We start from the raw sequence: 14,523 nt of genomic DNA, 5'->3' as shown, positions 1-14,523 counted from the left end.
GGCGCACTGCCCGCCGGCTCACCGGCTCCCCGACCCGAGCGTCACGACCCGGGCCCATTCCGGTGGTGTGTCCGGCCGGTAGTCGGGCTCGTTCTCGTTGTAGGAGGCGCCCGCCCACTGCCGCGGGAACAGACCCACCACCGTCCGGCACGGTGGCCGGGTGTCCGGCCAGGGGGTCTGGCCGTCGGTCAGGACCACGACGACGTCGGGCGCCGGGCGTGTCCGCAACGCCCGGGCGAAGCCCGTCCGCAGGTCCGTCCCGCCGCCGCCCATGAGAGTGATGCCCTCGGCCCGGCACAGCGGATGCACGGACTGTGCCGCCGCGTCGCACGAGACCACCGTGACCAGGTCACGACGGCCGCCCACCGCACGGGAGATGGCGGCCACCTCCAGCAGCGCGCCGCCCAGTTCGGCGTCGCTGACGGACCCTGACGTGTCGACCACCACGCAGACCCGGGGCGGCCTGCGCCGCAGAGCGGGCAGGACGGCGCCGGGCACCCCGGCCGAGCGCCTTGCCGGACGGCCGTAGCTGTAGTCGTCGCCCGAACCCGCCCCGGAGACCGCCGAGCGCATCGCCGCGCCCAGCAACTCCCGCCAGGACAGCGGCGGATGGAACGCCTCCTCGGCCCATCGCCGCCACCCCTTCGGGGCGCTGCCCGGGCGGCCGGCGATGCCCTGGGCCACCCGGAAGCGGACCGCGTCCTGCTCCTGCTCGCCGAGACCGTGGGCGCCGTCCGGCCCGAGATCCCACGCGCGCTCCAGCCCGTCGGCACCGCTGCCGCAGTCCAGCCAGGCAAGCGCCTGGAGCCGGGGCCCGAGCCGGAACTGCCGCAGGTAGTCCTCCATCAGCTCGTCGCCCGGCAGCCCCAGATCCTGGGGGACGACGGCACCCCGAGGCCGTACCAGACCGTCGCCGTACACGTCGTCGTTGATCTCCAGGTCGGCGGCGATGTTCATCCTCAGCCGTTCCCCCGGCCCGGTCAGCCCTCGTTCGCGGGCGACCCGGTCGCTGCGTCCATGATGGTCGCGAAGCAGATGCGCCACCTCGTGCACCCAGACACCGGCCAGGTCCTCCACGGGTGTCCGGTCCACGAAGGCCGGTGACACGTAGCACCGCCAGTGGCGGTCGACACCCATCGTGGGCACCAGCCGCGACTCGACCGGGTGCAGTGCGAACAGCGCCGTCGCCAGGTAGGGCCGTGCCCGGGCCGCGTGCAACCGGGCGGCGAACAGCTTGCCGAGGTCCAGCTCCCCGGGCGCACCCGCCGTCATCGGCGGCTCCCGGTCGCGACCGCGGCGCGGCGGGCGGCTTCGTCGGCCCGCCGGGACAGGGACACCACACCGGCGAGTCGCTCGATCGCCGCCGGTACCTCCCAGTCGTCCCGGCGCAGGGAGGCCAGCGTGGTGGCGGGGACGACCAGCACATCCGGTGCTCCGGTCTCCAGGGCACGCACCAGCAGCGCCCACGCCGCGTCCCAGCGGGCCCGATCGGGGCGGGCGCGGACCGCTTCCACCACACCGTCCAGCGCCGCCTGCCGCCTGTCCCCGCGCCCGGGCAGTTCGGCACCCGCGGGATCGGCCAGCAGCGCCTCGGGATCGGGGAGGTCCATCCGGTCCACGCTCGCCAGCAGCTCAAGACCCGGACCGTCTCCCACGGTTCCCCTGACCAGCAGGGACAACGCGTCGCGCGTGGAGCCGGCGGCGGTCGCGAAGGCGATCAGACGCAACGTCATCTCCCAGCTCCGGGGCGACGGCCAGGCACCGCCCCGACGGCTCTCACCGCTGGGCAGCCGGTGCACGAGTCCCGGGCGGGCCGTGAGGAATCCGCAGACCGCGCGCCGCGCGAAGTCCACGGCGTCCGGCAGCCTTCCCGCGTCCAGCCGGGGAAGGGTGGCCCGGGGCCAGGTGCCGCCCAGGCCGCGCACGACCACGTCATGGTCGTGGGCCCACTGCAGGTGCACGAACCGGTTGGCCAGCGGGGGACTCAGTTCCCAGCCGTCGGCCGCCGAGGAGCGCGGGTTGGCGGCTGCCACGATCCGTACGCCGGGCGGCAACCGCAGGGCACCGATCCGCCGCTCCAGCACCAGCCGGAGCAGGGCGGCCTGGACGGCGGGAGGCGCCGTGGACAGTTCGTCCAGGAACAGCAGCCCGCGCCCGGCCCGGACCAGCCGTACCGCCCAGTCCGGCGGCGCCATGGGGACTCCCTGTTCCGCGGGGTCGTCCCCGACGACGGGCAGCCCGGAGAAGTCGGACGGCTCGTGCACGCTGGCGATGACGGTGGTCAGCGGCAGCTCCAGGGCGGTCGCGAGCTGGTCCAGGGCCGCGGTCTTGCCGATGCCGGGCTCGCCCCACAGCAGCACGGGGAGGTCGGCGGCCACGGCCAGCGTGAGTGCCTCCAGCCGGAAATCGGCGCGCGGTTCGGTGCTCGACTCCGTCAGCAGGGCCAACAGGTCGGCCGCGGTGTCGAGTTGAGAGGGGTGGGCGGGGGAGTCGGGCATCGCGAAGGGGGTGTGTGCAGACATGAGTGATCACCTGGGGGTGTGAAGTCGGGAGGAAGAGGGGGCGGAATCAGCGGAGGAAGGCCGCGTGGCGTGAGCGACCCCGGCGGTGCCGGGCGGCGAGACGCATCGGATCGGGGGGCGTGCGGTCGGATCGGTGAAGACCCGCCCGATAGAGCCCGTAGGTGATCCGGCGCGCCGCGGCCGCCTCCAGCTCGTCCCGCAGGGGGCCGTCCCGCAGCAGCGCGCCGGGACCCAGCAGGCCCTCCACCACGGCCAGCGCGCCCGCGGTGTCACCGTGGTCCAGGCGTTCGCGGACGCCCGTGAGACAGTCCGGACGCCGGTGCGCCTCGTCGATGGCCCGAAGGCAGGGGAGCGGCGGCCCGCCGAGCGCGGCCAGCAACTCCTCCCGACGGATCTCCGCCGGGGAGTGGTCCAGCGGGGCCAGGACGCCGTCGACCAGCGCGATCCGGTGCCGGGTGCCCTCGCAGTCCACGAGGCGCGGCCCCGGCGGGTCGGCCGCACCCGGCGGACCGGAGGGCTCATGGCCCGGTACGAGCGCGGACGCCACCAGCGGGTGCAGCTCACCGGGCCCGAGCAGACCGGCCCGGAGCAGTTCCAGGTCGGGCAGGACCCAGGTCGCCGCGTCGGGCAGGACGGGCGGCGCGGGAAGGCCGCCCTCCGGTGGCGGAGCGGCGACCCGGAGGGCGTACGGCGGACCGCCGTCGCGGCGCGGCTCCAGTGCGAGCGTCAGCCGGCACCGGCCACCGCAGCGCACGGAGAAGGTGCCGGTGGGCCACCCCTCCGCGCCGAGCAGGACGGCCGCCTCCGCCGCCCACCGGTCCACGGCACAACCGAGTCCCGGCGGTACCACGTCCAGCAGTTCGGGATCCGTCACCGGCTGTCCGGCCGGCGACCGTGTCCGCAGCTCCCCGCTGCGGGACGCGTCCCACAGGTGCCGGTGCAGATCGAGCCGGTAGCGGCGGCTGGGCAGCGGATGCGGATGCCCGCCGGCGCCCGGGCGGCACGCCTCCCACAGCGCGAGGCTGATCCGCTGCCCCGCATCCGCCCAGGCCGGCGGAGTGCGCGCCACGACGTGCACCGGGCCGTCCCCGGCACCCTCCGGGCTGTCGTACCGGGCCAGCGTGATGGTCAGCCCCGGCCGCAGCAGCCCGTCCGGGGCGATCCTCGGCAGGTGCCAGCGCAGCAGGTCGGGAGCGAGACGGCGCAGGTCGGCGCGGACCCGTGCCGCCAGTTCACGGCCGTGGGAGCGGGCGACGGAGCGCAGGTCGAGATCGACGTCGACGCGTGCCGCGGCACACGCCCCCGCCCAGTCCCCGGCACGGCGGCGGGCGGTCGCGGTCTCGATCATGGACGGCGGCACGGCGAACCGGCGCACGCGCAGCCACAGGGAAAGCCGGGAATCCCCGTACGCGGTGTGAGTGTGCATCAGCACTCACCTTGCGCGGACGGGACCCCCGATCTGTCAGGAGAATGAGTCGTCATCGCGGCGAGCCTAACGGGCCGCACCGCCCCGCGGCAGGCCTTTTTTCCGGACTCCGTGTGCGGCCCGGCGGGTCCGGGGCGCTGGGGTAAGGTGGCCGTCCGGTCGCGGAGTGTCCGTGGCCGGACGGCTGTTGAGGAGGTGGGACCCATTACCGCTGTGTCAGCCCGGGTGCTCTCTCCTTGTGACAGCTTGCTGTGAGCGTGGGAGCGCCCTTCGGCTCCGGTTCTCCGAAAGGCTCTCGGCCCGCATGTCCTCCGTGCCCTCCCTGCCCCCGCTCTCTGCCTCCGCCGTCGTTTCCGCGTTGCGTGCCGCCGGGTGCGTCTTCGCCGAGGACGAGGCGGAGTTGATCCTCGGCACCGCCCGCACCCCCACCGAACTGGCCGCGATGGTGGAGCGGCGGGCCGCCGGGCTGCCACTCGAACACGTCCTCGGCTGGGCGCGGTTCCACGGTCTGCGCATCGCCGTGGAGCCGGGTGTCTTCGTGCCCCGCCGCCGCACCGAGTTCCTGGTCGACCAGGCCCTGGCCCAGGCCCCGGACGCCACGGTCGTGGTCGACCTGTGCTGCGGCTCCGGCGCGCTCGGCGCGGCCCTGGCCGCCGCGCTCGGCCCCGTCGAGGTGCACGCCGCCGACATCGACCCGGCCGCCGTGCGCTGCGCCCGCCGCAACCTCGCCCCGTACGACGGCCGATCCCACGTGGGTGACCTGTTCGACGCGCTGCCGCCGGCGCTGCGCGGCCGGGTCGGCATCCTCACGGCCAACGTGCCCTACGTACCGAGCGCCGAGGTGCCGCTCCTCCCCGCGGAGGCCCGCGACCACGAGCCGTCGGCCGCGCTCGACGGCGGCGCGGACGGACTCGACGTCCTGCGCCGGGTCGCCGCCGGAGCCCCCGGCTGGCTGGCGCCCGGCGGCGTACTGCTGACCGAGACCAGCGAACGCCAGGCCCCGGCGGCGGTACAGGCCTTCATCGACGCCGGCCTGACGGCCCGTACGGCGGTGTCCGCGGAGCTGTACGCGCATGTTGTGATCGGCGTGCGGGAACGGTGACGCGGCCTACGGCAGCTCCTGCGCCCGGGCGATGAGCAGCGCCACGTCGTCGTGGTTGTCCGGGTGGTGCAGTGTGCGCAGGAGCAGGTCGCAGGCCTCCTCCAGCGGGCGGGCCGGGTCGTCCAGCAGGGACAGCAGGAAGTCCAGGCGCTCGTCCAGCGAATGGCAGCGGGTCTCGACCAGACCGTCGGTGTAGAACACCAGCACGTCGCCCGGCTCGAAGTCGACGGTGACGGTCGAGAACTCCACGCCGCCCACCCCCAGCGGCACCCCGGTGGGCAGGTCGAGCAGTTCCGGGGGGTGGCCCGGCCGGACCCGGGCCGGGGGCAGATGCCCGGCGTTGGCGATCCGGCACTGGCGCAGATGCGGATCGTGGACGGCGTACACGCAGGTGGCGATGGAGTGGTCAAGGGCCGAGGTCGTCTTGTCCAGGTGCTCCAGCAGCAGCGCCGGGTCGAGGCCGAGCGCCGCCAGCGTGGTGGTCGCGGTACGCAGCCGGCCCATGGTCGCGGCCGCGCTGATGCCGCTGCCCATCACATCGCCCACCACGAGCGCGGTCCTGCCGCCGTCCAGCGGGATGACGTCGAACCAGTCGCCGCCGACCTCGCTGGTGGCGTCCGCCGGCTGGTACCGAGAGGCCACCTCCAGGCCGGTCGTCACCGCCGGCTGGCTCGGCAGCAGGCTGCGCTGCAGGGTGAGCGCGGTGTTGCGGGCGTCCTGGTACCAGCGGGCGTTGTCGATGTGCACGGCGGCGCGGGCCGCCAGCTCCCGCGCCAGCAGGACGTCGTCCCCGTCGAAGGGCGCCGGGTTGCGGGTCCGCTTGAGATCAAGAGCGCCGAGCACCTCGCCGCGCGCGATCAGCGGCACGGCCAGATAGGAGTGCAGGCCCGCCCGGCCCAGCAGGGCGGCCGCCTCCGCCGAGCGGGCGATCCGCGGCAGGTCCTCGTCCTTCACCCGCGCCACGAGCACCACCTCGCCCGTGCGCACGCACTCGGTGACCAGCCGGTCCGGCCCGTACCGGGCGACCTGGCCGGGCGGGTCGGCGGCGCACACACCGTCCGAGCTCTCCGCCGGGCGCACCGCGAGGGCCCGGATCACCGCCTCCTCCGACGGGCCCAGCGTGCTGGGCCGGCCCTCCACCACCGCGTCCAGGAGATCCACGGCGGCGATGTCGGCCAGCGCCGGCACCGAGACGTCGGCCAGCTCGCAGGCGGTGCGCTCCAGCTCCAGTGTGGTGCCGATCCGTACGGAGGCGTCGGCGATGATCGCGAGCCGGCGGCGCGCCGTCTCCGCCTCCTGCGAGGCCCGGTGCTGCTCGGTGATGTCGACCAGCGAGAGGGCGACCCCTAGCACGTTGCCCATCGCGTCCTCGAGGCGGTACAGGGACTGTGACCAGGTGCGGTCCCGGTCCGGGTCGGCCGGGGTCCGGCCGACCAGCGGCGAGTCGATGACCGGGACGCCGGTCTCCAGGACCCGGCGGGTGGCGGCCTCCAGCGCGTCGGTGTCCAGCATGGGCAGCACGTCGCGCAGTCTGCGCCCCATGTGCTCCTCGGCCGGTACGCCGTTGTTCCTGGCCAGGGCGGGGTTGACCGTGACGAACCGCAGCTCGGTGTCGAGCACGGCGAGCCCGATCGGCGACTGCTGCACCATCCGCTCGGACAGCGCCACGTCCTGCTCCAGGCGCCGCACGGTCGACTGGTCGGCGGCGAGCCCCAGCGCGTACACGTCCCCCCGGTCGTCCAGCAGCCGCATGTTGCGGAACTCCACCAGGCGGGTGCTGCCGTCCTTGCGGCGGATCGGGAAGCCGCCGGCCCAGCTCTGGCCGGTGCGCATCACATCGGCGAACAGCTTGCCGACGAGCTGGATGTGCCGCTCGTCCACCATCAGCCGGGCGGCGTACTGGCCGAGGGCCTCCTGCGCCGAGTAGCCGAACAGCTCCTCGGCCTGCGGGCTCCACAGCACGATGCGGCCGCTGTCGTCCAGCACCACCGACGCCACGCGCAGCACGTCGAGCAGCCCGCCGGCCCGCACCGGTCCGCGCACCGGCTCGTTGCCGTCCGACACCTCAGGCCCGGCTGCACTCATGCCACGCACCGCCTTCGCCCGATCGCACGGCACGCCGTCCCCCGTGCCGACTCCCTCAGTTTTACCGCGCTCACCCGACTCTCCGCGCCGTCGCACCTATCTCCACCATCTCTCAACCGGGCGGCGGACGTACGCCGAAAGTACCGGGCCGGCGGCGCGGACGGGATGGCCGTGACCCGCGGCGGCCGCGCAGGACGGTGCCCGGGGCCGTGAGAGTTCACGCTCATATTGCTCCATTGGCCTGTACATGACCACTCCTCCGGGCCAGACTGTCCGCCGACCGAGTGCACCCACCCCCCTCCTCCGAGGAGCCGGCCATGCCCGCGTCCCCCTCCGCCAGGCAACGTTGTCACGCAGTCCTCACCGGACTCGTCATCCTGGCCACCGCCGCAGTCGTGTCCCTCGCCGCCCCCGCCCCGGCGCACGCCGCCGACACCTGGACCGAGACCGGCTCCGACCGGGCCGATCCGCTGACCGAGAGCCAGGGGCTGGCCTCGATGGAGGTCCCGGCGAACAGCCCCAACCGGTACACCGGCATCGGCACCATCCCGATCGGGGTGTCCAGCCGCGGCTGGAACCACGTGGGCGACCCCGACGCCTCGTACGACGGCCACTACATCGAGCCCTACCAGCGCGACTCGGGCGACTCGAAGATGTACCGCGTGCAGGCGCCGGGCGGCGGCTGGTCTGAATACGTCCACACGCTGAGCGCCGGAGAGGCCCTGAACAACTCCTGGGTGGCGATCTCGCCCGACGGCCAGTGGATGCTGTCCGGCGAGTGGGGCACCATGAACCGCCTGCTCGTCTTCCCGACCCCGGGCGTGAACCCGGCCACCTCGCCCTCGGCGAACCTGCCGCAGGCCTCCACCGTCAATCTCGACCACGCCGTGCGTGACGTCCAGGGCTGCGACTTCTCCGGTCCCACCACCCTGCTCTGCTCCTCCGACGACCCGGACGGCTCCCTCTTCGGCGTCACCAAGCCGCTGCTGCGGATCGACCTGTCCGCCGCGCCGAACGGCACGGCGGACGTCACCGGCCATGTCACCGCCCTGCGCCAGTTGCCGCTGCGCAGCTCCTGCTCGGGCGGCTTCGAGGCGGAGGGCATCGACTACGACCGCCGGACCGGGGTCCTGCGCGTCATCGTCGTGTCGCCAGGCTTCTGCGTCCTCACGGACAGCAAGACGTACAAGTTCACCCGTGGCTGAGACGTACGGGGCCTCCCGCGGCTGAGGTGTGCTCGCCGGTCCGCGGTGCTTTGCTGAGGATGGACGCGGTTCGGCGGGGTACCCCGTTCCACCGCAGCGCGGCCAGGAAAGGAGCGATCATGGAGAACACGGACCGGTCGCACCAGGAGACCGTCTCGGTGGAGATCAGCGGTTCCAAGGAGGACGCCCGTCTTGTATTCGATGCGTTGAACAGTTGCTTCGCGTCGGATCGGGCCCCCGAGGAGGTTCCGCGACAACTCCACGAGGTCCGTCCGATGGTGTGGCTCGGCACGTACGACGTCGCGGACGCCCGTGGGCCCGGCTGTCCACCGGTCCACCTCGACTCGTCCATCCTCGCGGACGTCCAGGGCGGCTACTGGGCCGTGGACCGGTTCCGCACGACGCTGGACTCGATGTTCACCGTCGAGGAGACCTGCACCGCCTCGGGCGATCAGGAGCGGGACCTGCACCTGCGGCTGGAGAGCCGCTGACGGGGTCCGGCAGGACCGGACCACAAAACACACCACGGCGCCCCGGCCGGCGAAGAGCCGGCCGGGGCGCCGTCGTGTCCGCGTGAAGTGGCCGGGCTCACCTCCCCTCGTTTATGCAACTAGTTGCACAACAGGGTGCGCTTCCTCTACAACAAGAGGCGACCGCACCTGTACGGAGGGCCCGATGAGCCGTTACCCGCACCTGATGTCCCCGCTCGACCTGGGCTTCACCACCCTGCCCAACCGCGTGCTCATGGGCTCCATGCACGTCGGCCTCGAGGAGGCCGAGCGCGGCTTCGAGCGGATGGCCGCGTTCTACGCGGCCCGCGCGCGCGGGGGAGTGGGCCTCATCGTCACCGGTGGCATCGCGCCCAACGACGAGGGCCGGCCCTACGAGGGCGGCGCCAGGCTCACCACCGAGGCGGAGGCCGAGCAGCACCGGACCGTCACCGAGGCCGTGCACCGCGAGGGCGGCCGGATCGCCATGCAGATCCTGCACTTCGGCCGGTACGCCTATCACCGGGACCTGGTGGCCCCGAGCCCGGTGCAGGCGCCCATCAGCCCCTTCGTGCCGCGCGAGCTCAGCGACGCCGAGGTCGAGCGGACCATCGAGGACTACGCCCGCGCCGCCCGCCTCGCCCGGCGGGCCGGCTACGACGGCGTCGAGATCATGGGCTCCGAGGGCTATCTGATCAACGAGTTCATCGCGGCGCAGACCAACCACCGCACCGACCGCTGGGGCGGCTCGTACGAGAACCGGATGCGCCTGCCCGTCGAGATCGTCAAGCGGGTGCGCGAGGCCGTCGGCGAGGACTTCATCATCATCTACCGGCTTTCCATGCTGGACCTGGTCCCGGGCGGCTCCTCCCTGGAGGAGGTCGTCACCCTCGCCAGGGCCGTCGAGGCCGCCGGGGCGACGATCATCAACACCGGCATCGGCTGGCACGAGGCCCGCATCCCCACCATCGCCACCTCCGTGCCGCGCGGCGCCTACACCTGGGTCACCAGGAAGCTGATGGGTGAGGTGTCCGTCCCGCTGGTGACCACCAACCGCATCAACACCCCCGAGCTGGCGGAGGAGTTGCTCGCCGGCGGCTGCGCGGACATGGTGTCCGTGGCCCGCCCGATGCTCGCCGACCCCGACTTCGTCGCGAAGGCCGCCGCCGGGAAGCCGGAGGCCATCAACACCTGCATCGGCTGCAACCAGGCCTGCCTCGACCACACCTTCAGCGGGCAGATCACCTCCTGCCTGGTCAACCCGCGCGCCTGCCACGAGACCGAGCTGGTGCTCTCCCCGACCCGGCTGGCCAAGCGGGTCGCGGTGGTCGGCGCCGGACCGGCCGGACTGGCCTGCGCGGTCAGCGCCGCCGAACGCGGCCACGCCGTCACCCTGTTCGACGCCGCGAGCGAGATCGGCGGTCAGCTCAACGTGGCCCGCAAGGTCCCCGGTAAGCAGGAGTTCGACGAGACGCTGCGCTACTTCCGCCACCAGCTCGACGAGCACGGCGTCGACGTACGGCTCGGCGCCTGGGTCACCTCGACGGACCTCGACGGCTACGACGAGGTCGTCGTCGCCACCGGCGTCACCCCGCGCGTCCCCGACATCCCCGGCGCCGACCACCCCCGCGTCCTCGGCTACCTCGACGTGCTGCGGGACGGCGCCCCCGTCGGCGACCGGGTGGCCGTGCTCGGCGCCGGCGGCATCGGCTTCGACGTCGCCGAGTACCTCACCGACAGCGGCGACAAGGCCGGCGATGACCCGCGGGCGTACTTCCGCAACTGGGGCGTCGACATGGACTACCAGGCGCCCGGCGGCCTCACCGCACCGCGGCGGCCCGCGCCGCCCCGCACCGTCCACCTCCTGCAGCGCAAGACCACCAAGGTCGGCGCCGGACTGGGCAAGACCACCGGCTGGATCCACCGCACCGAACTGAAGCACCGGGGCGTCACCATGGTCCCGGGGGTGCGCTACGACCGGATCGACGACGCCGGACTGCACATCACCGTCGGCGAGGAGAGCACGGTCCTGGAGGTCGACACGGTGGTCCTGTGCACCGGCCAGGAGCCGCGCCGCGACCTGTACGAGGAGCTGGTCGCCGCCGGCCGCAGCGCCCACCTGATCGGCGGCGCCGACATCGCGGCCGAGCTGGACGCCAAGCGGGCCATCAAGCAGGGCACCGAGCTGGCGGCGGCACTGTAGGGGTCCCGGCGCGCGTCCCTAGGATGAGCCCATGTCACTCCCGCACGCCATCCTCACCGCCCTGCTGGAGAAGCCGTCGTCGGGCCTGGAGCTGACCCGCCGGTTCGACAGGTCGATCGGCTACTTCTGGTCCGCGACCCACCAGCAGATCTACCGCGAGCTGGGGAAGCTGGAGGGTGAGGGGTTCATCCGCGCGCTGCCGGCCGAGCAGCCGGCCCGCGGGCAGAAGAAGAGCTACGAGGTCCTGCCCGCGGGCCGCGCCGAACTGGCCCGCTGGACCGCCGAGTCCCAGGACCCCAGGCCGCACCGCGACGCCCTGTTCCTGCGGCTGCGCGCGGCCGCGGTCGTCGGCACGGCGGGTCTTGAGGCCGAACTGGCCCGTCATCTGGAGCTGCACCGGCGGCAGTTGGCCGAGTACGAGGGGATCGAGGGGCGCGACTTCCCACCGGGCCGGGACACCCCCGAGGACCGGCTGCGCCACCTGGTCCTGCGGGCCGGCATCGACCTGGAGACCTTCTGGACCCAGTGGCTCACCCGGGCGCTGACGGAGTTCACCGAACTCCCCGGATCCGCAGGGGAGAACGGCACGGGACCGGGGGACGGCACGCCCGCCTGAGGGCCGCCGGCCCCGGCGGCCGCCCGGGCGGGGCGTGCGGGCGGCCGCCGGGGCCGCCGCGCGCGGGACCGTAGGAGCGCCGGACCGCCGGCTCAGAGCCGGTACGGCTTCGAACGGCGGCGCAGGAACCAGACCGTGGCGGCCACGGCGGCCGTCACCAGGGTCGCGCCGATGCCCAGGGTGAGCGGGCCGTAGTCATGGGAGGCGCCGCCGACGCCGCCCTTCACACCGCGCGAGGGCGCGGGTGTGGACGTGGACGAGATCGTGGGCGGCGCGCTGGGTGCGCTGGGCGCGGAGACGACCACCGACTGGGTGCCGGCGGTCGTGCCGTTGGAGCACATCACGACCACCGTGTACGTCCCCGGACTCACCCCCGACCAGGCAGCGGACTGGCTGACGGTGGTGCCCGAAAGGGCGACCTGCCGCCCCTGGGAGAAGTTCGCCTGGCGGCTGCTGATGAGTGAGGCGTTGCCCCAGCTGCCGTTGCTCTGGGTGCACGCACTGGTGACGACCGAGACCGTGGAACCGGTGGTGCTCACCGATATACCCGTGGCCGCGGCCGACTGCCCGGCGAGTGAGGCCGGAAGCGTGGCGGCGGCCGCCAGGGTCAGACCGGAGCGGAGGAGAAGTCGGGAGTTGCGCATTGGCTGGCCCTCCGGCGGCACGGTTGGCGGTACGTCCCATGCGCCGCCTAGGGTCGGGAAACGTCCGTGCTGCCTCAACGGCAGCAAACGCGGCCCCGGACCCCGCCGCACCCGGACCGCGCCCAGTCGGGTGACCGGTACCCCGTCCGGCGCGCCCCGGCGCGCGCTCCGGGCCGCGGCCCCCTTCCGCCCGTCAGCCGCCCGCGTTCTCGCCCAGGGTCACCGTACGTTCGGCCGAGAAGCCGCCCCAGGTGCCGTCCGGCAGCCGCGCCCCGAGCCGCACCCGGTGCTCTTCGCCCGTCTCGCGTCCGGCGAAGAAGCTGTAGTGCGCCCGGCCGCGCGGCGGATCGCCGCCCCACACCAGTGAGGTGGCCGTGGCGCCGTCGAGCCGGATCCGGTACTCGGTGATCACCCCGTCCACGGCCGGAGGATCCCAGGACAGGTCGATGTAGTACGCCCCGTCGGACCGGTGGCTCGAGGCGGTGAACGAGGCCGGCGCGGTGTTCCGGCCGTCGTCGGTACCCGGCGTGGTGACACGGACCGGCGCGCTCGCGGGGGAGAGGTTGTCGGCCGCGTCCCGGGCCCGCACGGTGAAGACGTAGTGGGTGCCCGGGCGCAGCCCGGTGACCACGGTCGCGCCCTGGCCGCCGCCGACGCTGTGGATCTTCGCGCCGCCCTGCTGTATCTCGTACGACACCACGCCCCGGTCGTCCCGGGAAGCGGACCAGGACAGCTGGACCGCGCGGCTGCCCACCGCTCGCCCGGCGGGGCCGGCCGGGCGGGTCGGCGCCGAGCGGTCCGCCGCCACCGCGGCCGGCGTCCCCGCCCGCACCGCCCGGCTCGGCGGCCCGAGGCGGCCGTCCGCGTCCCGGGCCCGCACGGTGAAGGCATACATGGTGGACGGCCTGAGCCTGGTGACGTCCACCATGTGTTGTTAGCCCGGCACTTCGCTGACTCTCGTGTGGCCGCGATAGACCTCGTAAACGCGGACCGCCGGGCCGCCCGCCACGGCGTTCCACATCACGTGCACGCTCGTGGCGCTGCCGGCCGCGGCGGTGACCCCCGTCGGAGCGCCCGGCGCCCGGCCGCCGTCGCCCTCGGCCGCCCCGCCCCAGCCGCAGGACGCGACCAGCACGAGGACGGCGGGGACCAGCAGGGGCGGAAGAGGAACGCGTCGCACGGCTCTGCCTCCCCGGGGACGGCGTCACGGCAAAGGTCCGGACCAATATGCCCGGTGGGTGCGGGCATGGCAAGGGGGCCGTGCCGGTGCCGTCCGGGGGGTCCGGACCGGCGCCGGATCAGGCCCACGAACACCTTTTGGCTTCTCATCAGACGAACGCGTCAAGGCGCTGCTCCATCCGGACCCAAAGGAGTGTCGCACTCGCCGTTTGGTGCCGTTTTGGGCATGGTGTCCGGAATGTTCCCAAGGAGAGGGTCCCCCAGAGTGCGTGTCCAGACGCTGACGCTGGCCGCGGCCGGTGCCGCCCTACTCGCCCCGACAACGCTGCCCGCCGCGGCCGTCCCGACCCGGGAGAGACCACCGGCCGCGCGCGGCGAGGGTGCCGTGACCGCCGCCGACCTGCTGGACCGGGTGCGCTCCTGCGACCGGGTCTCCCGGGGCACATACCGCACCGACGACGCCTCGTCCGCGAAGGTCTCCGTGTGCGGCACCCGCGGGGCGGTGTTCTGGAAGGCCGACCTGGACATCGACTGCGACGGACGGCCCACCGCCCGCTGCAACCGCCGCACCGACCCGTTGTTCTCGGCCGCCACCGCCTACCAGCAGTCCGACGGCCGCCATCTGAACGCCGCCTCCCTGCCCTACATCGTGCTGCCGGTCCCGAGCGGCATCTGGGACCACCGCGCCTACGGCATCCGGGGCGGCTGCGTGGCGGCCGTGATCTACCGGGACCGGGTGCAGTACGCGGTCGTCGGCGACGCCGGCCCGCGCGACATCATCGGCGAGGCCTCCTACGCCACCGCCCGCGGCCTGGGCATCCACCCCGACCCGATCCGCGGCGGAGCCGCCTCCGGTGTCACGTACATCGTCTTCAAGGACTCGCGCATCACCCCGATCGAGAACCACCGAGCGGCGGTGAAGGCCGGCGAGCGGCTGGCCCGCCACTTCGTGGACCGCCACTGAGCGCGGTCATGCGGGGCCTTGGAGCGGGGCCTCCGCCCGCCGGGCCTGCCGCCGGCGGCAGGCCCGGGTGATCGTCTCGCGGTCGGCCG

At 73.9% G+C, this 14,523-nt stretch carries 11 protein-coding genes and 1 pseudogene; 6 read left to right on the top strand and 6 right to left on the bottom strand.

Features of this window, described 5'->3' with window-relative positions; genetic code table 11:
- Positions 1-18: 18 nt before the first annotated feature.
- From ACFVVO_RS07585 to ACFVVO_RS07575, 3 genes are read right to left on the bottom strand one after another with little or no spacing between them, the layout of a single operon-like run.
- Positions 19-1,272: a VWA-like domain-containing protein gene (locus tag ACFVVO_RS07585; RefSeq protein ID WP_390052623.1), complete on the bottom strand. Its 1,254-nt coding sequence runs from the start codon at positions 1,270-1,272 to the stop codon at positions 19-21.
- A complete protein-coding gene (locus tag ACFVVO_RS07580) occupies positions 1,269-2,522 on the bottom strand; it encodes an AAA family ATPase (RefSeq protein WP_390052622.1) in 1,254 nt (417 codons plus the stop codon). Before ACFVVO_RS07580 ends, ACFVVO_RS07585 begins: the two co-directional genes overlap by 4 nt.
- Before the next feature lie 46 nt (positions 2,523-2,568).
- Entirely contained in the window at positions 2,569-3,948 is a 1,380-nt protein-coding gene (locus ACFVVO_RS07575; protein WP_390052621.1) for a hypothetical protein, read from the bottom strand.
- A 304-nt stretch (positions 3,949-4,252) separates the two neighbouring features.
- On the opposite strand from ACFVVO_RS07575, the gene ACFVVO_RS07570 reads away from it, so the two are divergent.
- Positions 4,253-5,050: a putative protein N(5)-glutamine methyltransferase gene (locus ACFVVO_RS07570; RefSeq protein WP_390052620.1), complete on the top strand. Its 798-nt coding sequence runs from the start codon at positions 4,253-4,255 to the stop codon at positions 5,048-5,050.
- Positions 5,051-5,056: 6 nt separating this feature from the next.
- Here ACFVVO_RS07570 and ACFVVO_RS07565 read toward each other — a convergent pair whose 3' ends face one another.
- The gene (locus ACFVVO_RS07565; protein WP_390052618.1) at positions 5,057-7,135 is read right to left on the bottom strand and encodes a SpoIIE family protein phosphatase; all 2,079 of its coding nucleotides are present in this window, start codon (positions 7,133-7,135) and stop codon (positions 5,057-5,059) included.
- Positions 7,136-7,452: 317 nt separating this feature from the next.
- Between ACFVVO_RS07565 and ACFVVO_RS07560 the strand changes: the two genes are divergently transcribed.
- From ACFVVO_RS07560 to ACFVVO_RS07545, 4 genes are all read left to right on the top strand, one after another.
- The gene (locus ACFVVO_RS07560; protein WP_390052617.1) at positions 7,453-8,340 is read left to right on the top strand and encodes a hypothetical protein; all 888 of its coding nucleotides are present in this window, start codon (positions 7,453-7,455) and stop codon (positions 8,338-8,340) included.
- A gap of 119 nt (positions 8,341-8,459) precedes the next feature.
- On the top strand, positions 8,460-8,831 hold the full coding sequence (locus ACFVVO_RS07555) for a hypothetical protein (RefSeq protein ID WP_390052615.1): 372 nt from the start codon (positions 8,460-8,462) through the stop codon (positions 8,829-8,831).
- A gap of 184 nt (positions 8,832-9,015) precedes the next feature.
- A complete protein-coding gene (locus ACFVVO_RS07550) occupies positions 9,016-11,031 on the top strand; it encodes an FAD-dependent oxidoreductase (RefSeq protein ID WP_390052613.1) in 2,016 nt (671 codons plus the stop codon).
- 31 nt (positions 11,032-11,062) lie between these two features.
- A complete protein-coding gene (locus tag ACFVVO_RS07545) occupies positions 11,063-11,647 on the top strand; it encodes a PadR family transcriptional regulator (protein ID WP_390052611.1) in 585 nt (194 codons plus the stop codon).
- Positions 11,648-11,739: 92 nt separating this feature from the next.
- On the opposite strand, the gene ACFVVO_RS07540 is transcribed toward ACFVVO_RS07545, so the two are convergent.
- Entirely contained in the window at positions 11,740-12,291 is a 552-nt protein-coding gene (locus tag ACFVVO_RS07540; protein WP_390052609.1) for a hypothetical protein, read from the bottom strand.
- Positions 12,292-12,484: 193 nt separating this feature from the next.
- A pseudogene (locus ACFVVO_RS07535) lies at positions 12,485-13,471 on the bottom strand (fibronectin type III domain-containing protein).
- 264 nt (positions 13,472-13,735) lie between these two features.
- Between ACFVVO_RS07535 and ACFVVO_RS07530 the strand changes: the two are divergent.
- Positions 13,736-14,434, top strand: a complete 699-nt coding sequence (locus ACFVVO_RS07530) for a glycoside hydrolase family 75 protein (protein ID WP_390052607.1) — start codon at positions 13,736-13,738, stop codon at positions 14,432-14,434.
- Positions 14,435-14,523 lie beyond the last annotated feature (89 nt).

This window comes from Streptomyces sp. NPDC058145 (genome assembly GCF_042884245.1).
GTDB lineage: Bacteria > Actinomycetota > Actinomycetes > Streptomycetales > Streptomycetaceae > Streptomyces.
The sequence above is the reverse complement of the archived record's forward strand: the minus strand, read 5'-3'. Positions and strand labels throughout refer to the sequence as shown.